The organism is Pseudomonas sp. B21-047 (assembly GCF_024748775.1).
GTDB classification, from domain to species: Bacteria; Pseudomonadota; Gammaproteobacteria; order Pseudomonadales; family Pseudomonadaceae; genus Aquipseudomonas; species Aquipseudomonas capeferrum.
Map to the genome: position 1 here is coordinate 2127743 of NZ_CP087169.1, position 22093 is coordinate 2149835.

Annotated in this window: 18 protein-coding genes; 14 read left to right on the forward strand and 4 right to left on the reverse strand. The window is 65.4% G+C overall.

All coding sequences use genetic code 11. The annotated features are described in order from the left end of the window. The first annotated feature begins 24 nt into the window (after positions 1-24). Positions 25-1224, forward strand: a complete 1200-nt coding sequence (locus LOY26_RS09830) for a calcium-binding protein (RefSeq protein WP_408980760.1) — start codon at positions 25-27, stop codon at positions 1222-1224. 148 nt (positions 1225-1372) lie between these two features. On the opposite strand, the gene LOY26_RS09835 is transcribed toward LOY26_RS09830, so the two are convergent. Further along, on the reverse strand, positions 1373-1669 hold the full coding sequence (locus LOY26_RS09835) for a chorismate mutase (RefSeq protein WP_186661321.1): 297 nt from the start codon (positions 1667-1669) through the stop codon (positions 1373-1375). A 188-nt stretch (positions 1670-1857) separates the two neighbouring features. Between LOY26_RS09835 and LOY26_RS09840 the strand changes: the two genes are divergently transcribed. Beyond that, on the forward strand, positions 1858-2571 hold the full coding sequence (locus LOY26_RS09840; protein ID WP_186661318.1) for a GntR family transcriptional regulator: 714 nt from the start codon (positions 1858-1860) through the stop codon (positions 2569-2571). A gap of 6 nt (positions 2572-2577) precedes the next feature. Here LOY26_RS09840 and LOY26_RS09845 read toward each other — a convergent pair whose 3' ends face one another. Together LOY26_RS09845 and LOY26_RS09850 are read right to left on the reverse strand one after the other, a co-directional pair. Next, positions 2578-3528 carry a PDR/VanB family oxidoreductase gene (locus LOY26_RS09845; protein WP_033697174.1) on the reverse strand — a complete coding sequence of 317 codons (951 nt, stop codon included), beginning with the start codon at positions 3526-3528 and terminating at the stop codon, positions 2578-2580. 12 nt (positions 3529-3540) lie between these two features. Then, a complete protein-coding gene (locus LOY26_RS09850; protein WP_186661314.1) occupies positions 3541-4608 on the reverse strand; it encodes an aromatic ring-hydroxylating dioxygenase subunit alpha in 1068 nt (355 codons plus the stop codon). Between the two features lie 244 nt (positions 4609-4852). Here LOY26_RS09850 and LOY26_RS09855 point away from each other — a divergent pair, with 244 nt between their 5' ends. Genes LOY26_RS09855 through LOY26_RS09865 form a run of 3 tightly spaced genes read left to right on the forward strand, consistent with a single transcriptional unit; the run spans position 4853 to position 9025 of the window. Continuing rightward, complete coding sequence (locus LOY26_RS09855) at positions 4853-5521, forward strand: ABC transporter ATP-binding protein (RefSeq protein ID WP_258714653.1); 669 nt, start codon at positions 4853-4855, stop codon at positions 5519-5521. Next, complete coding sequence (locus LOY26_RS09860; RefSeq protein WP_258714654.1) at positions 5518-7980, forward strand: ABC transporter permease; 2463 nt, start codon at positions 5518-5520, stop codon at positions 7978-7980. Before LOY26_RS09855 ends, LOY26_RS09860 begins: the two co-directional genes overlap by 4 nt. Next, complete coding sequence (locus LOY26_RS09865) at positions 7970-9025, forward strand: lipocalin-like domain-containing protein (protein ID WP_258714655.1); 1056 nt, start codon at positions 7970-7972, stop codon at positions 9023-9025. The genes LOY26_RS09860 and LOY26_RS09865 overlap by 11 nt, the downstream gene beginning before the upstream one ends. Positions 9026-9162: 137 nt before the next feature. On the opposite strand, the gene LOY26_RS09870 is transcribed toward LOY26_RS09865, so the two are convergent. Next, complete coding sequence (locus LOY26_RS09870; RefSeq protein ID WP_258714656.1) at positions 9163-9909, reverse strand: enoyl-CoA hydratase; 747 nt, start codon at positions 9907-9909, stop codon at positions 9163-9165. A gap of 130 nt (positions 9910-10039) precedes the next feature. On the opposite strand from LOY26_RS09870, the gene LOY26_RS09875 reads away from it, so the two are divergent. The 9 genes from LOY26_RS09875 (at position 10040) to LOY26_RS09915 (ending at position 22074) form a co-directional block, all read left to right on the forward strand. Then, positions 10040-10684, forward strand: coding sequence for a TetR family transcriptional regulator C-terminal domain-containing protein (locus LOY26_RS09875; RefSeq protein WP_033698782.1), 645 nt, complete (start codon positions 10040-10042; stop codon positions 10682-10684). Positions 10685-10758: 74 nt separating this feature from the next. Further along, positions 10759-11475, forward strand: a complete 717-nt coding sequence (locus tag LOY26_RS09880) for a response regulator (protein ID WP_047580969.1) — start codon at positions 10759-10761, stop codon at positions 11473-11475. Beyond that, positions 11472-12254 carry an ABC transporter substrate-binding protein gene (locus LOY26_RS09885; protein ID WP_186659903.1) on the forward strand — a complete coding sequence of 261 codons (783 nt, stop codon included), beginning with the start codon at positions 11472-11474 and terminating at the stop codon, positions 12252-12254. The genes LOY26_RS09880 and LOY26_RS09885 overlap by 4 nt, the downstream gene beginning before the upstream one ends. Continuing rightward, positions 12251-14509 carry an ATP-binding protein gene (locus LOY26_RS09890; RefSeq protein ID WP_258714657.1) on the forward strand — a complete coding sequence of 753 codons (2259 nt, stop codon included), beginning with the start codon at positions 12251-12253 and terminating at the stop codon, positions 14507-14509. Before LOY26_RS09885 ends, LOY26_RS09890 begins: the two co-directional genes overlap by 4 nt. Before the next feature lie 220 nt (positions 14510-14729). Further along, positions 14730-16133: an amino acid permease gene (locus LOY26_RS09895; protein WP_258714658.1), complete on the forward strand. Its 1404-nt coding sequence runs from the start codon at positions 14730-14732 to the stop codon at positions 16131-16133. Between the two features lie 222 nt (positions 16134-16355). After that, positions 16356-17150, forward strand: a complete 795-nt coding sequence (locus tag LOY26_RS09900) for an enoyl-CoA hydratase/isomerase family protein (RefSeq protein WP_033698775.1) — start codon at positions 16356-16358, stop codon at positions 17148-17150. Between the two features lie 27 nt (positions 17151-17177). Further along, positions 17178-18338, forward strand: a complete 1161-nt coding sequence (locus tag LOY26_RS09905) for an acyl-CoA dehydrogenase family protein (protein ID WP_186659908.1) — start codon at positions 17178-17180, stop codon at positions 18336-18338. Positions 18339-18356: 18 nt separating this feature from the next. Next, positions 18357-20474, forward strand: coding sequence for an acetate--CoA ligase family protein (locus LOY26_RS09910; protein ID WP_258714659.1), 2118 nt, complete (start codon positions 18357-18359; stop codon positions 20472-20474). Continuing rightward, positions 20467-22074 (forward strand): 5-guanidino-2-oxopentanoate decarboxylase, encoded by a 1608-nt coding sequence (locus LOY26_RS09915; protein ID WP_258714660.1) that lies wholly within the window; start codon positions 20467-20469, stop codon positions 22072-22074. The genes LOY26_RS09910 and LOY26_RS09915 overlap by 8 nt, the downstream gene beginning before the upstream one ends. The last annotated feature ends 19 nt before the right edge of the window (positions 22075-22093 follow it).

Consider the following 22093-nt stretch of genomic DNA (forward strand, 5'->3'; position numbering starts at 1 on the left):
GGCGGTAACGCGCTGGACAACATCATGGTCGGCGGTATTGGCAACGACCTGCTCAATGGTGGTGAAGGTGCCGACCGCCTGGTGGGTGGTCTCGGCAACGACATCTACGTGGTGGATAACGCCGCAGATGTGGTGATCGAAGCTATAGGGGTAGGTACGGATACCGTACGTACCACCCTGGCCAGCTACGGCATGACCAGCAATCTTGAGAACCTGATCTATACCGGGGTAGGCAACTTCGTCGGTGGCGGTAACGCGCTGGACAACATCATGGTCGGCGGTATTGGCAACGACCTGCTCAATGGCGGTGCGGGTGCCGACCGCCTGGTGGGTGGTCTCGGCAACGATAACTACGTGGTGGATAATGCCGGGGATGTGGTGATCGAAGCCACGGGGGCCGGTACGGATACCGTGCGTACCACGCTAGCCAGCTACAGCATGAGCAGCAATGTCGAGAACCTGATCTATACCGGGGTGGGCAACTTCACTGCTAGCGGTAACGCGCTCGACAACATCATCAGCGCAGGCGCTGGCAGCGACTTGCTCAATGGCGGTGCAGGTGCTGATCGCCTGGTGGGTGGCCTTGGCAACGATACCTACGTGGTGGATAACACCGGGGATCTGGTAATCGAGGCCGCGGGGGCCGGTACCGATAGCGTGCGTACCACGCTAGACAGTTACACCCTGGGTGCCAACGTCGAAAACCTGACCTATATCGGAGTGGGCAACTTCGTCGGTAGCGGTAACACGCTGGCCAACACCATCAACGGGGGCACTGGCAACGACAGCCTCGATGGTGGCCTGGGCAATGACATCCTGAGTGGTGGGGCGGGTAACGACACGCTGTTCGGTGATGATGGCAACGACATCTTGTCAGGTGGTAGCGGCAGTGACTTCATCAACGGCGCGATTGGCGATGATACGGTCAACGGCGGCGCGGGTGATGACACGATGATCGCCAGCGATGGCAACGATACCTTCCAGTTCGGTGCGGGGTCTGGAGCCGACCTGATCATCAACTTCGATGCCAACCTGGTGGGAGGTCAGGACTTGCTGGATATCTCCGCGTTCAACATCACTGCGGCGACCTTCGCGGGCAACGTCACCATCGCCGATGTCGGTGCCGATACGCTGGTCAGCATTGGCGCTACCGACTCGATTCGCCTGGTAGGGGTTGCCGATGCCACGACTGTGACGGCAGCGGACTTCGTGCTGGCGGGGTGAGTCGCAAAGGTGAGGGCAAGGGATGCCCTCCAGGCTTGACATTGGGGCTGCTTCGCAGCCCATCGCGACGCAAGGCCGCTCCTACAAGAGATCGTATATTCCTGTAGGAGCGGCCTTGCGTCGCGATGGGCCGCAAAGCGGCCCCAACTCACTCCCGATCTAACGCGGCATGCAGTCTCAGCTCTTCATCGATGAACGCCGCAATCATCGCCCGGTACACCCGTTCCACCACCTCGGGCGATGCCCCGGTATCGCCGGCAATGGCACGCACTTTGGCGATTACCTGCTCGACCCGCGCCGGTGCGCGCACATCGTCGCGGGTCTTCTTAAAAGTCGCCGCCTGGGCGACCAGTTGGCCACGTTGGGCAAGCAGTGCGACCAGGTTCTGGTCGATGTGATCGATGCGCGAGCGAACGTCCTCGATCGAGGTGCAGCGTACGTCCATGTGGGGGGGCTCCTTGGGGGTGTCGCAGCACAGTACCACAGGCACTCTGCGTCGCGCGGGCAGCGCTCGATTTCAACTCCCCAACTGCATCAAGGCGAGCACCTCTGCGCCCTCAGCCACACGCCAGGCGATCCACAAGCTTTCCCAGTACGCTAAGATGGCCGCCCACGTCTCTGGAAACTGCCTGGATGAGCAAGCCCGGTCAATTGGTGCTGGTTACGCTACGCAAGATGATCGCCTCCGGCGAGCTGGCCGCCGGCGAGCGTCTGATGGAAATCCCCACCGCCGAACGCTTCGGTGTTTCGCGCATGCCGGTGCGCATGGCATTCCGCACCCTTGAGCAGGAAGGCTTGCTGGTGCGCTTTGGCGGGCGTGGGTTTCAGGTGCGTTCGGTCAGCGCAGACGACATCGCCGGCGCAGTCGAGGTTCGCGGTGTGCTCGAAGGCCTGGCCGCCCGCCAGGCGGCAGAGCGTGGCCTGTCGCCCGAAGCACAAGAGGCGCTGCAGCGCTGCCTGGTCGAAGGCGACCAGCTGTTCGGCAAAGGCTTCGTCACCGAAGAGGACCTGCAGGCCTACCATGACCTCAACATGCGCTTCCACCAGGTGATTGTCGAAGCCAGCCACAACCCGGCGATCGCCGATGCCCTGGCGCGCAATGACCACCTGCCGTTCGCCTCGGTCACCGCCCTGGCAGTGGACCGCCATGACCTGGCGCGTGAATACCGGCGCTTCAACTACGCGCACATGCAGCACCATTCGGTGTTCGATGCCCTGGTCAGCAGGCAGGGTGCCCGCGCCGAAGCCATCATGCGCGAGCACGCCAATGCCACTTTGCGTTATGCCGAGACCTTCGGCGCGGCAACGGCAGACGCGCGCATGAAGGTCATCCTGCCCTCGACGTGAGGCCCCTCAGAGGTCAAGCACCAGCAGCGGGGTTTTCGACCGCGAGCAGCAGGGCGTGAACTGATCGTTCAGGGCCTGCTCCTGCTCCGTGAGGAACAGGTCGCGATGCTCGGGCGTGCCGGACAGGACGCGTGTCAGGCAGGTGCCACAGATGCCTTGCTCGCACGACATGGCAATCGCGATGCCGTGCTGTTCAAGCACGTGCACCACGCTCTGGTCGGCGGGCACCTCGAACACCTGGCCGGTGCTGTTCAGCTGGACCGAGAAGCTGCCATCGCCCTGGGTATCGACCGGCGCGGCGGCAAAGTACTCGCGGTGCAGGCACGCCTCCTGCCAGCCCTGCGCCTTGGCGCTTTCCAGCACGTGCTGCATGAACCCGCCCGGGCCGCACACATACAGGTGCACATCGGCTTGCGGGTTGGCCAACACCTGGGCGATGTCCAGCGCGGTCTCGGGTTGCTCGTCGAAATGCACGAACAGGCGATCGGCAAAGGCGGCGCCGCGCATACGCTCGATGAAGGCTGCGCGTTCGCTGGAGCGGGCGCAGTAATGCAGTTCGAAATCCGCGCCGCTGGCGGCCAGCTGCTCAGCCATGCACAGGATCGGGGTGATGCCGATACCGCCTGCGAACAACAGGCTGCGGCGGGCGCCCTGGGCCAGTGGGAACAGGTTGCGCGGTGCGCTGATACGCAGGCGGGCGCCGTTGTGGATCTGCTCGTGCAAGCTGCGCGAACCGCCGCGTGAGGCGGGGTCTTTGAGCACGCCGATCAGGTAGCGGTGGCGTTCTTCGGGGTGGTTGCATAGCGAGTACTGGCGAACCTGCCCTTCAGGCAGGTGCACATCAATGTGTGCCCCGGCGCTGAAGGGCGGCAGCAGGCTGCCATCGACGGCGGCCAGTTCGAAGCTGCAGATGTCTTGTGCTTCGTCGTTTCGGGAAACCACTACGGCATCGATCATGTCCGTTCCTCGTCAGGCTGGGCTTGCGCTGGTCGCGATCAGTTCGGCTTGGGGCCTGCGCTCGTTGGCGATCAGGCGCTCGAGGATCTTGCGCGACTGCACGCCACCGGCATCGATGTTGAGCTTGAGCAGGTTGCGCTGGGGGTAGGCGAGCAGGTTCTGCTGCTGGCGTTCGAGCATTTCCAGGTCTTCACTGAAGATCTTGCCCTGGCCCTCGCGGATGTTTGCGGTCAGCGCTTGATCCTGCGCAGCGAAGTTGCGGGCCATGCCCCAGAAGTACCAGATCGAGGTGTCGGTTTCGGGGGTGATGAAGTCGACCACGATGCTGGATGCCTTGTGCTGCGCGTCGGCGTGATAGCCACCTTTGCCCGCGTGGGCCACGCCGACTTCGATCAGCACATGGCTGGGCGGGGTAAAGCGGCAGATCTGCCAGCGGTCCACCGGTACATCGTCGGCCAGGCCGTTGCCGCGCAGGGCCATGCGCCAGAACGGCGGTGCCATGATGTTTTCCATGTGCCGTGCAGTCACCACTTCATCACCGGTGACGGTGGTCACGGGCGGTGCTTCATCGATTTCCTTCTGGCCGATGCTGGAGGCGTGCACGTAGGTTTCATGGGTCAGGTCCATGAGGTTGTCGATCATCAGGCGGTAGTCGCAGCCGATGTGGAACAGCCCGCCGCCATAGGCCCAGTCATCGTTTACCGCCCATTCCAGATGGGGGATCAGGCTTGGGTCCGCCTGTGCCTGGTCGCCCGGCCAGACCCAGATGAAGCCATAGCGCTCGACCACGGCGAAAGTCTTGTTGCAGGGGAAGCCCCTGACCCGTTGGCCTGGCATCTCGACAGTCTTGCCGTCGCAGCCCATTACCAGGCCGTGGTAGCCACACACCAGGTTACCGTTTTCGACATAGCCCAACGACAGTGGCGCGCCGCGGTGCGGGCAAAAATCTTCCACCGCCGCCACCCGGTGCTCGTGGCCTCTGTAGAACACGATCTTTTCCCCGCAGATTTGCCGGCCCAACGGCTTGTCGGCGATTTCGTCAGGGGTGCAGGCGACATACCAAGTGTTTCTCGGGTACATGAGGCTCTCCGGAGTAGCGATTATTTTTATTTAATGGATCCATTAAACAGGGCGCTTGATGCTTTGGTCAAATTAATAAGCCTGTAATTCGCCGATATATGGGCGATTATCGAACCCTGATGGGCTTGGCTTGTTTTTATGGATCCATTAAATCGTTGCCTGGCGGTTGTAGTGCCTGGCTGTGCTATTCCTAAGGGGGCACTCAGCCACCGCTTGCGAGGTGGCGCCACGAGGAACACTCCCGATGCTGGTGGTCGAGCAACTGCACAAGTCGTTCATCACGCCCCAAGGCCCGCTGCCGGTGCTGCAGGGCATCGACCTGTGCCTGGCGCGCGGCAGCAGCCTGGCGCTGATGGGCGAGTCCGGCAGTGGCAAGAGTACGTTGTTACACCTGATTGCCGGGCTGGACCGTGCCGACAGTGGGCGCATCCTGATTGACGGTGAACCGCTCGATAGTCGCTCGGAATCGTCCCTGGCGCGCTGGCGACGCGAAGGTATCGGCCTGGTGTTTCAGCAGTACAACCTGATCAGCAGCCTGGATGTGGGGGCGAACCTTGCTTTTCAAGCACGGCTTGCCGGCCGGCATGATCGGCCTTGGCTGGCCTACCTGGCTGCGCGTCTGGGCCTGGCCGAGCTGTTGACGCGTTACCCCGAGCAGTTGTCCGGCGGCCAGCAGCAGCGGGTTGCCATCGGCCGCGCCCTGGCGGCTCGCCCCGCATGGGTGTTGGCCGACGAGCCCACCGGCAGCCTGGACGAAGCCAGCAGCGACGAGGTGCTGGGCCTGTTCCTACAGCTGGTGACCGAGGCCGGCAGCAGTGTCTTGATGGTGACCCACAGCCAGCGCCTGGCAGCGCGGTTGGCGCATTGCTGCTACTTGCAAGCTGGCCGTGTGCGCGACGAGCACGGCCCATGAACCCGCTGATGCTCACCTTGCGGGCGCTGTTGAGCCATTGGCAGCGTCATCGCGTGCAGTGCTTCAGCATTTTTACCGGCTTGTGGCTGGCCACTGCGCTATGGACCGGTGTCCAGGCGCTCAACACCCAGGCGCGCAGCGACTATGCGCGCGCCAGTGCGGTGTTGGCGGGGCCGCTGCAAGCGCAGTTGGTGCCGCGTGAGGGGGAGCGGTTCGATCAGGCGCTGTACCTGCAATTGCGCCAGTTGGGCTGGCCGGTTGCCCCGGTGCTGGAAGGGCGGTTGCGGTTTGCCGGGGAGCAGCCGGTGAGTGTTCGACTGCTGGGCATCGAGCCGCTGAGCCTGCCATCGACCACCGCCGTTGCCGGTGTGCGGGCGGCAGACTTCGATCTGCAGGCCTTTATTGGTACGCCCGGGCAAGCCTGGGTAGGGCAGGATACGTTGCGCCAGTTGGGCAAGGTCGTTACCGACCAGGCCGTGAACAGTGAGGGGCAGGTGCTGCCGCCTTTTGTGCTCAAGCCGGAGCTGGCGCCAGGCGTGATCGTGGTCGACATCGGCCATGCCCAAGCCTTGCTGCAGGCGCCTGGGCGGCTGTCGCGGCTGTTGCTGACGGGGCCTGTCGAGCCACTGCCTGCAGATATTGCCGCGCAGCTCGAAATGCAACCCCCCAGTGACGACGGTGGCTTGCAGCGGCTGACCGAAAGCTTTCACCTGAACCTGACGGCCCTCGGCCTGTTGGCGTTCGTGGTCGGGCTGTTTATCGCGCATGCCGCCATTGGCCTGGCACTGGAGCAACGCCGCAAGCTGATCAGAAGCCTGCGTGCCTGTGGCGTCAGCTTGCACAGCCTGTTGTTTGGGTTGGCCTTGGAGCTGGGGCTGTTCGCCGTGTTGGGCGGTCTGGCCGGGGTGGCCAGCGGCTATGGGCTGGCGGCGCTGCTGCTGCCGGACTTCGCAGCCAGCTTGCGTGGCCTGTATGGCGCTCAAGTTGGCGCAGCGTTGCACCTGCCGGCGTGGTGGTGGTTGGCGGGGGTGCTGGTGAGTGTGCTGGGGGCGCTGCTGGCCGGGGTCGGCAGTGTGCTGCAGGCCGCCCGCCTGCCTTTGCTGGCGATTGCGCAACCCCAGGCCTGGCGGCTGGCACAAGGCCGTTGGTTGAGGCGCCAGCGCTGGCTGGCGGTATTTTTGCTGCTGGTGATGCTGGGCGGTTGGCAACTGGGCCAGGGCCTGGTCAGTGCATTTGTCACGGTGGCGGCACTGCTGCTGGCTTCGGCACTGGTGTTGCCAGCCTTGCTCGACGGTGTATTGGCCTGGGCCGCGCGCGGGCGCCGTCGGCCCCTGTCGCAGTGGTTCATCGCCGATAGCCGCCAACAGTTGCCTGCGTTGAGCCTGGCGTTGATGGCCTTGCTGCTTGCGCTGGCCGCCAGTGTTGGCGTGGGCAGCATGACCGAGGGCTTTCGCAAGACCTTTGTTGGCTGGCTTGACCTGCGCTTGGCCGCCGATCTCTACGTGACGCCCCGGGATACTGCGCAAGGTGAGCAGGTGTACCAATGGCTCCAGCAGCAACCTGCGGCCAAGGTGGTACTGCCAGGCTGGCGTGTGGAAACCCGCCTGCAGGGTTGGCCGGTGCAGGTGCAGGGGGTTGTCGACCACCCGGCCTACCGCAGCCGCTGGCCCTTGCTGGAGCAGCACGCGCAGGCCTGGCAGCAATTGGCGCAGGGCAAGGGAGTAATGCTCAGTGAGCAGTTGGCCCGCCGCCTCGGCCTGGGCGTGGGCGATACCCTGGCACTGGCAACCGATGGCGCGCCGCCCATGACGGTGGTGGGGGTGTATGCCGATTACGGCAACCCCAAGGGGCATGTGCTGGTCAATGCCGACTGGCTGCGCAAGCATTGGCCGCAGGCAACGCTGACCGGCCTGAGCCTGGATAGCGCCCCCGCGAACGTGCCGGCCCTCAAGGCCGCGCTGCAGCAGCGTTTTGCCCTGGACGACAGCCGCGTGGTCGAGCAGTCGCGCTTGAAGGGGTGGTCGACTGACGTGTTCAACCGCACCTTCGCCGCCACCGCTGCCCTCAACAGCCTCACGCTGGGTGTTGCTGGCGTGGCCATGTTCATCAACCTGCTGACCCTGGGCCAGAGCCGCTTGGGCCAGCTGGCGCCGCTTTGGGCACTGGGGGTGGGCCGCAGGCAATTGGTCTGGCTGAGCTTGGGCCAGACGCTGATGCTGAGCTGCCTCACCGTGCTGCTGGCGATCCCGGTAGGGGTTTTGCTGGCGTGGTGCCTGGTGGCGGTGGTGAACGTGCAGGCGTTCGGCTGGCGATTGCCGTTGTATGTCTTCCCTGCGCAATTGATGCAACTGGCCGTGCTGGGCATCCTGACCAGCCTGCTGGCCAGCGCCTGGCCGTTGTGGCAACTGGCGCGGCGCCAGCCAAGCGATTTGTTGAGGCAGTTTGCCGATGAAACGTAGCGCGTCTGTGCTGTTGTGCCTGCTGCTGTGCGGGTGTGATGAGCCTGCGCCCGAGAGCTTTGCCGGGCTGGGGCAGCAGGTTAGCGGGTTCAGCCAGGTGACGCGTGATCACGCCTTGGTGTTCCCGCGTGATCACGGGGCCCACGATGGTTTTCGCATCGAGTGGTGGTACGTCACCGCGAACCTCAAGGATAGCCAGGGCCGTGACTGGGGGGCGCAGTGGACGCTGTTCCGTTCGGCGCTGCGCCCAGGGGCCGAGACCCGCGACTGGAACAGCCCAAACCTGTGGATGGGGCACGCGGCCCTGACCGGGCCAGGTGGGCATCGTTCTGGCGAGACCTTGGCGCGCGGCGGTGTCGGCCAGGCGGGCGTGGTGGCAGAGCCGTTCCGGGCTTGGATCAATGACTGGTCATTGCAGGGGCACGAGGGTATCGCGGGGTTGCAGATGAAGGCAGCTGGTGAAGGCTTTCGCTACGACCTGAGCCTGCGCAGTGACAGGCCGCTGGTGTTGCACGGCAGCCAGGGCTACAGCGAAAAGTCGGGCAAGGGGCAAGCTTCGTATTACTACAGTCAGCCGTTTTATCGGGTCAGCGGTGAGGTAGAGCGTGATGGGCAGTGCATTGCGGTGACCGGCCAGGCCTGGCTTGACCGGGAATGGAGCAGCCAGCCGCTGGCTGCCGGGCAGACGGGGTGGGACTGGTTTTCACTGCACCTGGACAGTGGTGCGAAGCTGATGCTGTTCCAGGTGCGCGACACCGGGGGTTTGCCGTACCGGGCGGGGACGTGGGTCAGCCCGCAGGGGGAGGTGGTGGCGCTGCGGGGGGATCAGATTCAGTTGGAGGCGTTGGCCTGGAATCGGCAGGAAGACGGTAGGGCGGTACCGACGCGTTGGCGGGTGCGGGTGGTGGAGTATGGGGTTGATGTGCGGGCTGATGCCGTGGAACCGCGTGCCTGGATGCGGACACGGTTTGCATATTGGGAAGGGCCGGTGCGCTTGCAGGGGCGTGTGGGGGGGCGGGGGTATCTGGAGATGACGGGGTATTAGGGGGGATTGGGTGTGGTCTTCGGGGTGTGGGGCTTGAGGGTTTTGGCGCCTTTGAGATCGAGCGCCGCGCGGGCGGCGCTCGATCTCACAGGCGCCAGAAAAATCAGGCCATGCACTTCAAGACCAGCGCCCGATCCTCAATCCCTGAGCAACTCCCGCAACGCCGCCCTGGCCGCCGGCGTGCGCAAGCACTCGATAAACAACTGGCTCTCCCGCTCCACAGTCGCCTCCAGCGCCTCGCGCAGCCCATCCTTGAGCAGGCGCTTGCTGACCCGCAACGCTTCCTGCGGATAACCCTGCAGGCGCCGCGCCAGTTGCCGTGCAGCCGCCAGGCACTGCTCGCCATCGTCATGCAGCTCATTGGCCAACCCCCAGGCTACCGCCTGCTCGCCATCGAGCAGCTCGTTGGCCATCAGCAAGCGGGCGGCGCGGGCATGCCCGAGCATACGCGGCAGCAACAGGCTGGAACCAAACTCCGGGCATACTCCCAGCGGCGCAAACGGCATGCGCAGCTTCACCGAACGGCTGACCAGTACCTGGTCGCAATGCAGCAGCAGGGTGGCACCGATGCCGATCGCCGCGCCACTGACCGCAGCGATCAGCGGCTTTTCCAGGCCCATGACAATGCGCATCAGGCGGAACACCGGGCTGTCCCTGTCGCAGGGCGGGTTGTCGAGGAAATCGCGCAGGTCGTTGCCGGCGCTGAAGCAGTGCGCGCCGCCGGTGATGAGGATCGCCTCCACCTGCGGGTCTTCACCCGCCGCCAGCAGCAGGTCGCCAAACTGGCGGTACATGGCGATGTTCAGGGCATTGAGCTTGTCGGGGCGGTTGAAGGTCAGGGTCAGCAGGCCCTGGTCCAGTTCGCGTGTGATCAGGTCGTTCATGGCAGCCGCTTTTGTTGTTGTGGGTGAGCCCGGCAACAGGGTAACCGCCGGGCAGTGGCCATCAGGGTTTATCATGGCGTTCGGCTTGTTGTACAGTCGTTCAGCCCCGTCAACCGCCCGAGAACCGCCGATGAGCCAGGAAGCCCGCTACCACCGCATGCTGCCGCAATTGCGCAAGGCCAACCTGGTCGAAGCGACCTTGGTCTGCCTCAAACGCCATGGTTTCCAGGGGGCCTCGATCCGCAAGATTTCCGCCGAGGCCGGGGTGTCGGTGGGGCTGATCAGCCACCATTACGCCGGCAAGGACGAACTGGTGGCCGAAGCCTACATGGCGGTCACCGGGCGGGTCATGGGCCTGTTGCGCGAAGCCATGGCCCAGGCCGCGCCCACGGCCCGCGAGCGGCTGTCGGCGTTCTTCCGCGCCTCGTTCTGCGCCGAACTGCTCGACCCGCAGCTGCTCGATGCCTGGCTAGCGTTCTGGGGCGCCGTCAAGACCGCCGAGGCGATCAACCAGGTGCATGAACACTCGTATGGCGAATACCGCAACGAGCTGAGCCGGCTGCTTGCCACGCTGGCCGTGGAAGAGGGCTGGCAGGGCTTTGACGCCGACCTGGCAGCGATCAGCCTGAGCGCCTTGCTCGATGGCCTGTGGCTCGAATCGGGCCTGAACCCCGGCACCTTCACCCCGGCCCAGGGTGTGCAGATCTGCGAGGCCTGGGTCGATGGCTTGCAGGCCGGTGGGCGGCAACGCTTCCGCCTGCCCGAGGGCTGTTGATCGCTCGTTCAGTAACGAGTACGCTGCTGTCGCGAGTGTGTAGACCAAACCAATAAAAAAAGAGACGACACGCAATGACGCCTCGGGTATTGATCGTCGATGACGATCCGCTTATTCGTGACTTGCTGCAGGCCTATCTGTCCCAGGAAGGCTACGACGTGCACTGTGCCGACACCGCCGAAAAGGCCGAGGCGCTGCTTGGCAGCCACGACGTCGACCTGGTGCTGCTGGACATCCGCTTGCCCGGCAAGGACGGCCTGACCCTGACCCGCGAGCTGCGGGTGCGCTCGGAGGTCGGCATCATCCTCATCACCGGGCGCAACGACGACATCGACCGCATCGTCGGCCTGGAGTGCGGCGCCGACGACTACATCATGAAACCGCTCAACCCCCGTGAGCTGGTGTCGCGCGCCAAAAACCTGATTCGCCGCGTGCGCCATGCCCGCGAGGTGCACCCAACCCCCGCCTGCGCACAATCGCTGAAGCAGTTTGCCGACTGGGCGCTGGACACTGACCGCCGGCGCCTGATCGACCCCCGTGGCGGGCAAACCTTGCTGACCCACGGCGAGTTCCAGTTGCTCAGCGTGTTTCTGCGCAACAGTGGCCATACCTTGAGCCGCGACCAGCTGATGGACCAGATTCGCAACCGTGAGTGGATGCCCAACGACCGTTCCATCGACGTGCTGGTCGGCCGCCTGCGCCGCAAGCTGCACGACGACCCGGCCGAGCCGCAGTTGATCATCACCATCCATGGCACCGGTTACCTGTTCACTGCCAGCGTGGCGGCGTGAACACCCTTGGCAGCCTGCTCGCCCTGGCCTTGCTGCTGCCAGGCGTGCAGGCCGCAGCGGCCGAGCCGGTGCGCTACTGCGACTACCCGGTATACCCGCCGATTTCCTGGAGCGATGGCCACCAGGTGCGCGGCCTGGCGCCAACGGTGGTCCGTGAGCTGTTCGCGCGGATGGGCCGAGACGTGCAGACCGTGGTGCTGGGCAACTGGAAGCGTTGCCTGATGGACGTTGCCGCCGGGCGGGTGGATGTGGTGCTGGCCTACGACAGCGACCAACGTGACCAGGGCATGCGGTTTTCTTCGGTGCCGGTGATCCGTGAGGAAGTGGCGGTGTTTTACAACCGCCATCGACCCGTGCAGTTCGAGCACCTGGAAGACCTGGCCCGGTACCGTGGCGGGTTGCTCTACGGTGAAAGCTATGGCGCCGAATTCGACCGTTTCGTCGCCCGTCACCAGAACATCGAGCGGGTCTCGTCCAGCCAGCAGAACTTCGGCAAGCTGATCCGTGGGCGCATCGACTTCGTGATTCAGGAGCGGCGCACCGGGGAGCTATTCATCGAGCACCTGCCCGGCGCCGAAGACATCCGCGCCTTGCCCGCCGCCCTGAGCGTGGACTACCTGCGCGTTGCGGTGTCGCGGCAATCACCGTTGAGCCAGCACATGGACGAGATCGACCGTCAACTGCAGCGCATGCGCGAGGCCGGCGAGATCGACCGTTGGCTGGAGCAGAGCGAAGTGACCTACCGCGACATGATCGACCTGCCGGCGGACGCGCGATGATCCGCCTGCGCACCGATGGCCTGCTGCGGCGCCTGCTGTTGTTCATCCTGCTGTTCAGCCTGTGCTTCACCGTGCTGGCCAGCTCCGTGCAGTTGTACTTCGAATACCGCCGTGAGATGCGTGATATTGAAGCGCGCATGGCGTTGATCCGTGCCGGTTACCTGGCAAGCCTCGAGCGCAGCCTGTGGGACCTCGACGAAGCGCAACTGGATGTGCAGTTGCGTGGCCTGGTGGACTTTTCCGATGTGGCCCGGGTACGCCTGGTCAGCGATGACTTCACCCTGTTGCGCGGTGATGCCGAGCCCAAGGGGCCCCTGCGCATCGAGCGCTTCCCCCTGGATTACCAGCCGCCCTCGGGGCCGGCGCGGCACCTTGGCGAACTGGAGGTCAGCATCGACCTGGGCGCGGTGCACCGGCGGCTGTATGCCACAGGCCTGGCCAGCCTGCTGTGGATGGGCGTTTTCCTGTGTGGCCTGGCCGTCGCGTTGTCGGGGTTGTTCTACCGCCTAGTGACGCGCCATTTGCAAGTGATGGCCGAATTTGCCCGGCGCATCGGTGCCGGGCATTGGCAGCAGCCGCTGCGCCTGGACCGGCGCCGCTCGGCGCGCCCGGACGAAATCGACACCGTGGCCCATGCGCTGGACGATATGCGCCGAGCCATCCTCAGCGACATCGAGCGCCGCGAGCTCGACCGCCTGGCGCTGCAGGGCAAGCGCGATGAGCTGCAGGCCATGGTCGAGCGGCGCACGGCGAGCCTGGCCCGGGCCAAGGACGAGGCTGAAGCCGCCAACCTGGCCAAGTCGCGCTTTCTGGCGACCATGAGCCATGAGTTGCGCACGCCGCTCAACGGCATTCTGGGCATGGCCGAACTGCTGCGTGGCGCCAGGCTCGACGCTACCCACCGGCAACGCCTGGAAGCCTTGTACAAGGCCGGCGAAGGGCTGCTGGCCATTCTTGACGAGGTGCTTTACTTTGCCCGCCTGGAAGAGGGTGAAAGCCACGCCGAAACGCTGGTTTTCTCGCTGCGCCAGCTGTGCGGGGAGGTGCTGGCATTGCTCGAACCCATGGCCCTGGAGCGTGGCGATACGCTGCACGTGGCGATCGACGGGCAGCTGGCCGAGCACCAGCACGGCGCCGAGCAGTACCTGCGCCAGGTGCTGAGCAACCTGCTGGCCAACGCCATCAAGTTCACCGAGCACGGTCAGGTCACGCTGAGGGTGCAGGTGCTGGCCAGCGATGAACGCGGGCAGCGGCTGCGGGTGTCGGTCAGTGACAATGGCATCGGCATCGAACCGGCCATGCAGGCGAAGATCTTCGACCGCTTTATCCAGGCCAGCGAAGCCGTGGCCCGGCGTTACGGGGGCACCGGCCTGGGCCTGGCGATCTGCAAGCACCTGGTGGAAAAGCTGGGCGGGTGCATAGGCCTGGACAGCGTGCCAGGGCAGGGCAGTTGCTTCTGGTTCGAGCTCGACCTGGCGCGTGGGCAGCCTGCCGTCGCCCGTGAGCACGCTCACGTGGCCTCGGCCAGCCTGGATATCCTGGTGGTCGAGGACGTGGCGCTGAACCGCGAGGTGGTGGGCGGCTTGCTGGCCCGCGATGGCCACCGGGTGTGCTTTGCCGAGGACGCCGAGCAAGCCCTGCAAGCCTGTGCCCAGCAGCGGTTCGGCCTGATCCTGCTGGACGTGCACTTGCCCGGCATGAACGGTGTGGAGTTGTGCCGGCGTATCCGCGCTACCCCAGGGCCAAACCGTGACAGCCGCATCCTGGCGCTGACCGCCGGGGTGCAGCCAGCGCAGGTGCCCGGTTACCTGGCCGCCGGCATGCAGGGGGTACTGGCCAAGCCGCTGCGGCTGGGCCAGCTGCGCCAGGCCCTGGCCGAGGCGGCGCCTGCCGAGGTGGCTGCGCCTGCCGATGGCTTGGGCATGGACTGGTCGCTGCTGCAAACCCACCGCAGCTTGCTCGGTGAGCAGAAGCTTCAGGACCTGCTGGCGGTGTTGCAACATTCGCTCGAACAACACGCGACCGCGTTGGCCGATGCCCTGCAGGCCATGGACTGCACAGAGGTGTCGCACCTTGCGCACCGCCTGGCGGGCAGTTGCGATTCCCTGGGTTTTGCCGGCCTGGCGGCGCTGTTGCGCCGCCTTGAGGCGGCAGCGCAGCGTCACGACGTGCAGGCGCTGCTGGCGCTCGGCGAGCCGCTGACAGCCCAGCTGGAACACGCCCGCACGACCCTGCAACAGCTGACCCAGCGCTGACATACAAAAAACTTACGACTTTTTACATCTTCGAGCGGTTCGTACAACGGCACCTTACATCCGTTTCCAATAATCGATGGCAACCGTGTTGCACGCGGTCCATGAGGCTTATTGGAGATAACAATAATGACATGCCGTAGCGCTCAGCCCCTCCTCGAACCAACGCTTGTACGCGGCGCGCCCGCGTTGCCACGCACCCCCTGCAACGGTGGGGTGCGCCATGACTGACACCCACGAAGGCAAGATCCAGCTCACCCGCGCGCTGAAAAGCCGGCACATCTTCATGCTGTCGCTGGGCGGTGTGATCGGCACCGGTCTGTTCATGGGCTCGGGCGTGACCATCAACCAGGGCGGGCCGATGGGCGCGATCCTGGCCTACCTGGTGGCGGGGCTGTTGATGTACCTGGTGATGGTCTGCCTGGGCGAGCTGTCGGTGCAGATGCCGGTCTCCGGTTCGTTCCAGGCTCACGCCACCAAGTTCATCGGCCCGGCCACCGGCTTCATGATCGGCTGGGTGTACTGGATGAGCTGGGCCACCACCGTGGGCCTGGAGTTCACCGCTGCAGGCATGTTGATGACCCGCTGGTTCCCCGAGGTGCCGATCTGGTACTGGTCGGCGTTGTTCGTGGTCGTGCTGTTCGGCCTCAATGCCTTGGCCACGCGGGCCTTTGGCGAGGCGGAGTACTGGTTCTCGGGGATCAAGGTGGCGACCATCCTCGGCTTCATCGTGATCGGCCTGCTGGTGATCTTTGGCGCCATCCCGCTGAACAGCGGGGCGCCGGCGCCGATGCTGAACAACCTGATGGGCGAGTCGGTGTTCCCCCACGGGCTGTCGGCGGTGTTCGCGGTGATGATGACCGTGGTGTATGCCTTCCAGGGCTGCGAAATCATGGGCGTGGCGGCCGGCGAGACCGAGCACCCGGAAAAGAGCATCCCCCGCGCCGTGCGCAACGTGGTGTTCCGCGTGCTGATCTTCTACGTGCTGGCGATTGCCGTGCTGTCAGCCATCATGCCCTACGAGCAGGCCGGCTTGATGGAAAGCCCGTTCGTGCAGGTGTTCGACATGGTCGGCATTCCTTATGCGGCCGACCTGATGAACTTCGTCATCCTCACCGCCATCCTGTCGGTGGGCAACTCCGGGCTGTATGCCTCCACACGCATTCTCTGGGCGATGTCGAAGACGGGCATGGCGCCCAGAAGCCTGTCGCCGTTGAGCAAACGCGGTGTGCCGCTGCGTGCCCTGAGCATCACCCTGTGCTTTGCCCTGGTGTCGCTGATGACCAGCTTCATCGCCGCCGACACCTTGTTCATGGTGCTGATGGCGGTGAGTGGCATGTCTGGCACGGTGACCTGGATCGTCATCGCCCTGGCGCAGTACCGGTTCCGCAAGGCGTTTCTGCGCGATGGTGGGCAGCTGCAGGACCTCAAGTACAAGGCGCCGCTGTATCCGCTGGTGCCGCTGCTGTGCATCACCCTGTGCTGCTCGCTGTTCGTGTTCCTGGCCATGGATGAGACCCAGCGGCCGTCGTTGTATTGGGGCTTTGGCTTCATTGCCCTGTGCTATGCGGCGTATTTCGTGGTGAACCGTCGGCGCCAGGGGGCCTTGGCGCCGAGTGTGGGGTAGGGCTTGGGTCTGCCCGGGCCGCTCCTCCAACAGAACACGGTCGTCTGTAGGAGCGGCCTCGCGTCGCGAAAGGGCTGCAAAGCAGCCCCCCGCTATCTCACAGCTCACCGCAAAAACCCGAGTTGTGCAAAGTTGTAACAACCCACTCCACCTTGTTGAACACTCGTTTAGTATCGGCTCGTCAAGCCCTCCACCCCTAACAACAATACCGAGAGGCCCCCCATGACTACCCCGTCATCGTCACTGTTGAGCAAGGTCGAAGCCGGCGTTGCCTGGATCACCCTCAACCGCCCCGAACAGCGCAACGCGCTGGACATCCCCACCCTCAAGCAACTGCATGCCCTGCTGGACACCTGCAACAGCGACCCGGCTGTACGCGTGGTGGTGCTGACCGGCAGCGGGCGCAGCTTCTGCGCTGGTGCCGACCTTGCCGAGTGGGCCGAAGCCGAAGCCCGGGGCGCGCTGGAAAGCTACGGCTGGACCGAGACCGCCCATGCCCTGATGCTGCGCCTGCACACCCTCGACAAACCCACCCTCGCCGCCATCAATGGCACCGCCGTCGGCGGCGGCATGGACCTGAGCCTGTGCTGCGACCTGCGCATCGCCGCCGCCTCGGCCCGTTTCAAGGCCGGTTACACCAGCATGGCCTACAGCCCCGACGCCGGCGCCAGCTGGCACCTGCCGCGGCTGATCGGCAGCGAGCAAGCCAAACGGCTGTTGTTCCTCGATGAACTGTGGGGCGCCGACCGCGCGTTGGCGGCGGGGCTGGTGAGCGAGGTCTGCGCCGACGAGCAGTTGCCTGCAGTGGCTGCCGAACTGGCCGGCCGCCTGGCCAACGGCCCGACCTTCGCCTACGCGCAGACCAAGCGGCTGATCCGCGAGGGCGCGCAACGCACCCTGGCCGAGCAGCTCGAGGCCGAGCGCCAGGCCGGCTTGCTGTGCGGGCGTAGCCAGGACGGCGCCGAGGCGCTCAAGGCCTCGGTGCAACGCCGCCCGCCACACTTCGTTGGCCAATAACCCGTTCCCCTTCCAGGACCTTCGCAGATGAATTTCCAACTGACCCAAGAACAAGAAATGTTGGTGGAAGCGGTACGCAGCTTCGTGGCCAAGGAACTGCTGCCCCATGAAGAGGCGGTGGACCGCGCCGACGCCGTGTCGCCGGAGCTTGCCGCGCAGATCCGCGGCAAGGCCATCGCCGCCGGGTTCTACGCCTTCAACATGCCCGAGGAAGTCGGCGGCGGTGGCCTCGACTACCTGTCACAGGCACTGATCGAGCGCGAGTTGTCCAAGGTTTCCTGGGCACTGCACGTGTTCGTGGCGCGCCCCTCGAAAATTCTCATGGCCTGCAAGGACCAACAGATCACCGATTACCTGCTGCCGTGCGTGCAGGGTGAAAAGACCGATTGCTTCGCCCTGACCGAACCCGGCGCCGGTTCTGACGCCAACGCCATCAAGACCCGCGCCGTACGCCAGGGCGACGACTACGTGATCAACGGCAGCAAGCACTTCATCAGCCACGCCGGCCATGCCGACTTCGCCATCGTCTTCGCGGTCACCGACACCTACGAGCACAACGGGCGCAAACGCAATGCGGTCACCGCCTTGCTGGTCGACCGGGATACCCCCGGCATGACCATCCGCCGCGGGCCCAAGTGCGTAAGCAACCGGGGTTATCACACGTACGAGCTGTTTTTCGACGACTGCCGGGTACCGGCCAGCAAGGTGCTGGGCGAAGTCGGCAAGGGCTGGGAAGTGGCCAACGCGTGGCTTACCGCCGGCCGCGTGATGGTCGCTGCCAACTGCGTCGGCCAAGCCCAGCGCGCACTCGACGCCTCCCTGCAGTGGGCTGCCGACCGCAAGCAGTTTGGCCAACCCATCGGCAGCTATCAGGGCGTGTCGTTCAAGCTGGCCGACATGGCCACGCAGATCCGCGCCGCCGAACTGCTCACCCTGCACACCGCCTGGAAGATGGACCAAGGCAGCATGACCGATGGCGAAGCGGGCATGGCCAAACTGTTCGCCAGCGAAGTGCTGGGCAAGGTCGCCGACGAAGCCGTGCAGATTTTTGGCGGCATGGGCCTGATGGACGAAGGGCCGGTCGAACGCATCTGGCGCAACGCCCGCATCGAGCGGATCTGGGAGGGTACCTCGGAAATCCAGCGGCACATCATTGCCCGCGAACTGCTGCGCCCGTTGCTGCGTTGATCGCCCTGGAGAATCAGCATGTCGCATTCGATTCGTGACAACCTCAAGCGCCTGCTGGCGCCACGGCACCTGGCCTTCGTGGGCGGGCGCAGCATGGCCCGGGCCCTCAAGCGCTGTGCCGAAGGTGGCTTTGCCGGCCCACTGTGGCTGGTCAACCCGCAGCACGCCAGCCTCGAGGGCATCCCCTGTTTGGCGCAGGTGGCGGACTTGCCCTGCGCGCCTGACGCGGTGTTCATCGCCACCAACCGTGAGCTGACCCTGCACTGCGTCGAGGCGCTGGCCGCCCTCGGTGCCGGGGGTGCCATCTGCTATGCCTCGGGCTTTGCCGAGAGCGGCGAGCAAGGTCGCCTGCTGCAGCAGCGCTTGCTGGCGGCGGCCGGCAACATGGCCTTGCTCGGCCCCAACTGCTATGGCCTGCTCGACTACCTGCACGGTGCCGCCCTGTGGCCGGTGGCCCATGGTGGCAAGCAGGTAGAGAAGGGCGTGGCGATCCTCACCCAAAGCGGCAACTTCGCCTACAACCTGTCCATGAGCGACCGTTCGTTGCCGGTGGCTTACATGGCGTCGGTCGGCAACCAGGCGCAGTTGGGCGTGGCCGAGCTGATGGACGTGCTGCTCGACGACCCACGGGTGACCGCCATCGGCTTGCACCTCGAGGGCCTGAAAAACGTGCCCGGCTTTGCCCGCGCCGCGTACAAGGCGCTGCAGCAGGGCACGCCGATCATTGCCCTGAAGACCGGCGTGTCGCAGATCGGTGCGGAACTGGCGCTCAGCCACACCAGCTCGCTGTCTGGCTCCGATGCCCTGTATGACAGCCTGTTCCAGCGCCTGGGCGTGATTCGCGTGAGTGGCCCGGTGAGCTTCGTCGAGACGCTCAAGGCCGCCGCTTGTGGTCGCCTGCCTGGCGATGGCCGGCTGCTCGCGCTGGCCTGTTCGGGCGGTGACGCCGGTCTGATAGCCGACTACGCCGAGCGCAACCAGCTGAGCCTGCCCAGCCTGGAGCCGGGGCAGGTCGACGCGCTGGCCCACGTGCTGCCGGCCTACGCCAACCTGGTCAACCCGCTGGATTTCACCACCGCGATCTGGGGCGATGAAGCGGCCCTGCAACGCATGCTCGACAGCACCCTGTGCGGCGCGGCGGATGCGGCCATGCTGGTGCTCGACTACCCGGCGCAGTTCACCGGCGAGCGCAAGGAATGCGACCTGTTGCTGGCGCTGTACTGCGATGCGCTGGAGCGCCACGGCAAGATCGGCTTCGTCACCTCGGCGTTTCCCGAGCTGTTGCCGGCAGCCGCCCGTGAACGCCTGCATGCGCGCGGCATCGCCGCGCTGCAAGGGGTTGAAGATGGCTTGGCGGCGTGGGGGCGGATTGTGGCGTATCAACGCAGCCGCCAGCGCCTGCTGGAGCAGGGCGAGGCGGCGCAGGTACCGCTGAGCCCACAGCCCCTCGAAGGCGCTGGCCGACTGCTGGATGAATGGCAGTCCAAACAAGCCCTGAGCGCCTTTGGTCTGCCGGTGCCGGCCGGGGTGCTGAGTACCCCTGAACGCGCGCTGGACGATGCTGCCGGGGTGGGCTACCCACTGGTGCTCAAGGCTGTCAGTGCGCAGTTGCCGCACAAGACCGAAGCCGGTGCGGTGGCGCTGAACCTGCGTGATGCAGCGGCGCTACAGGCCGCCCTGGTGCAGATGCGCGAGCGCATCGGCGCCTATGCGCCAGGCGTGCCGTTCGACCAGATACTGCTCGAACCCATGGCGCCGCCGCCGTTGGCCGAGCTGATCGTCGGTATCAAGCGTGAAAACGATTTCGCCCTGGCCTTGGTAATCGGCGCTGGCGGCGTGCTGGTGGAGTTGCTCAAGGACAGCGTCAGCCTGATGCTGCCGACCACCGACAGCGCTATCCGTGCCGCGCTGCTGGGCCTGCGCAGCGCCAGCCTGTTGCAAGGTTTCCGTGGCCGCCCGGCGGCCGACCTGGAGGCACTGGTGGCGGCGATCCGCGCCGTGGCCGACTACGCCTGTGAAAACGCCGGGCAATTGCTGGAACTGGATGTGAACCCATTGATGGTCGGTGCCCACGGCACCACCGCGGTCGATGCGCTGATCCGCCTCGGCCAGCCGCAAGGAGATCAACATGCATGAGCGCCCGATAACTGCCGGCCAGGCGCTGGTACGGCTGCTGGCCAACTACGGGGTGGATACCGTGTTTGGTATCCCTGGGGTGCATACCCTGGAGCTGTACCGCGGCTTGCCCGGCAGTGGCATCCGCCATGTGCTGACCCGGCATGAGCAGGGCGCCGGCTTCATGGCAGATGGTTATGCCCGGGTCAGTGGCAGGCCGGGGGTGTGCTTTGTCATCACCGGCCCAGGCGTGACCAATGCCGCCACCGCCATTGGCCAGGCCTATGCCGACTCGATCCCGCTGCTGGTGATTTCCAGCGTCAACCACACGGCCAGCCTGGGCAAAGGCTGGGGCTGCCTGCATGAAACCCAGGACCAGCGCGCCATGACTGCGCCGATCACGGCGTTTTCCGCCGTGGCGCTGGGCGCCGAAGACCTGCCCGAGCTGATTGCCCGTGCCTGGGCGGTATTCGATAGCGAACGCCCGCGCCCGGTGCACATCTCGGTGCCGCTGGACGTGCTGGCCGCGCCCGTTGCCCGCGACTGGAGCGACGAGGTGGTGCGCCGGCCAGGGCGGGGCCAGCCCGACCAGGCCACGCTGGGCCAGGCCGCGCTGAAGCTGGCCGCAGCCAAACGGCCAATGATCATCGCCGGCGGCGGTGCATTGCACGCTGCCGAACAACTTCAGCAACTGAGCACGCGCCTGGCAGCGCCGCTGTTCACCAGCGTCGCCGGCAAGGGCCTGCTGCCTCCCGAGGCGCCGCTCAATGCCGGGTCGAGCCTGTGCGTGGCGCCAGGCTGGCAACTGATCAGCGAAGCCGATGTGGTGCTGGCGGTGGGCACCGAAATGGCCGACACCGACTTCTGGCGTGAGCGCCTGCCGGTCAATGGCGAGTTGCTGCGGGTGGACATCGACCCGCGCAAGTTCAACGACTTCTACCCCTGCGCCGTGGCCCTGCACGGTGATGCGCGGCAGACCCTCGACGGCTTGCTGGCGTCCTTGCCCGAGGGCGATCGCGACCCTCGTCAGGCTATCGCAACGGTGGCCGCCCTGCGCCAGGCCATCCGTGACGGGCATGCGCCGTTGCAGGCCATTCACCAGGCCATCCTCGATCGCATCGAAGCGGTGCTGCCGGATGACGCCTTCATCAGTAGCGACATGACCCAACTGGCCTACACCGGCAACTACGCCTTTGCCAGCCGGGCGCCGCGCAGCTGGCTGCACCCCACCGGTTACGGCACCCTCGGCTACGGCCTGCCGGCAGGTATCGGCGGCATGTTCGCCACTGACCACCGCCCCGGCCTGGTGCTGGTCGGCGACGGCGGTTTCCTCTATACCGCCCAGGAGCTGGCCACCGCCGTCGAGGAACTGGACCGGCCGCTGGTGGTGCTGATGTGGAACAACGATGCCCTCGGGCAGATCCGTGACGACATGCTTGGCCTGGACATCGAGCCGGTTGGCGTGCTGCCGCGCAACCCCGACTTTATCGGCCTGGCCCGCGCTTTTGGCTGCGCAGTGCGCCAGCCGCGCGACCTGGATGCCTTGCAGGCAGACCTGGCCTGCGGCTTCGCCACGCCAGGCGTGACCTTTATCGAACTCAAACATACCTGCGTCTGCTGACAGCGGCGCATTACCCATG

Bases quoted from the DNA above. Each gene is read 5' to 3' on its own strand.
- LOY26_RS09830 (WP_408980760.1), top strand. From the start codon at position 25: ATGGTCGGCGGTATTGGCAACGACCTGCTCAATGGTGGTGAAGGTGCC.
- LOY26_RS09835 (WP_186661321.1), bottom strand. From the start codon at position 1,669: ATGGACGTACGCTGCACCTCGATCGAGGACGTTCGCTCGCGCATCGAT.
- LOY26_RS09840 (WP_186661318.1), top strand. From the start codon at position 1,858: ATGAGCAAGCCCGGTCAATTGGTGCTGGTTACGCTACGCAAGATGATC.
- LOY26_RS09845 (WP_033697174.1), bottom strand. From the start codon at position 3,528: ATGATCGATGCCGTAGTGGTTTCCCGAAACGACGAAGCACAAGACATC.
- LOY26_RS09850 (WP_186661314.1), bottom strand. From the start codon at position 4,608: ATGTACCCGAGAAACACTTGGTATGTCGCCTGCACCCCTGACGAAATC.
- LOY26_RS09855 (WP_258714653.1), top strand. From the start codon at position 4,853: ATGCTGGTGGTCGAGCAACTGCACAAGTCGTTCATCACGCCCCAAGGC.
- LOY26_RS09860 (WP_258714654.1), top strand. From the start codon at position 5,518: ATGAACCCGCTGATGCTCACCTTGCGGGCGCTGTTGAGCCATTGGCAG.
- LOY26_RS09865 (WP_258714655.1), top strand. From the start codon at position 7,970: ATGAAACGTAGCGCGTCTGTGCTGTTGTGCCTGCTGCTGTGCGGGTGT.
- LOY26_RS09870 (WP_258714656.1), bottom strand. From the start codon at position 9,909: ATGAACGACCTGATCACACGCGAACTGGACCAGGGCCTGCTGACCCTG.
- LOY26_RS09875 (WP_033698782.1), top strand. From the start codon at position 10,040: ATGAGCCAGGAAGCCCGCTACCACCGCATGCTGCCGCAATTGCGCAAG.
- LOY26_RS09880 (WP_047580969.1), top strand. From the start codon at position 10,759: ATGACGCCTCGGGTATTGATCGTCGATGACGATCCGCTTATTCGTGAC.
- LOY26_RS09890 (WP_258714657.1), top strand. From the start codon at position 12,251: ATGATCCGCCTGCGCACCGATGGCCTGCTGCGGCGCCTGCTGTTGTTC.
- LOY26_RS09895 (WP_258714658.1), top strand. From the start codon at position 14,730: ATGACTGACACCCACGAAGGCAAGATCCAGCTCACCCGCGCGCTGAAA.
- LOY26_RS09900 (WP_033698775.1), top strand. From the start codon at position 16,356: ATGACTACCCCGTCATCGTCACTGTTGAGCAAGGTCGAAGCCGGCGTT.
- LOY26_RS09905 (WP_186659908.1), top strand. From the start codon at position 17,178: ATGAATTTCCAACTGACCCAAGAACAAGAAATGTTGGTGGAAGCGGTA.
- LOY26_RS09910 (WP_258714659.1), top strand. From the start codon at position 18,357: ATGTCGCATTCGATTCGTGACAACCTCAAGCGCCTGCTGGCGCCACGG.
- LOY26_RS09915 (WP_258714660.1), top strand. From the start codon at position 20,467: ATGCATGAGCGCCCGATAACTGCCGGCCAGGCGCTGGTACGGCTGCTG.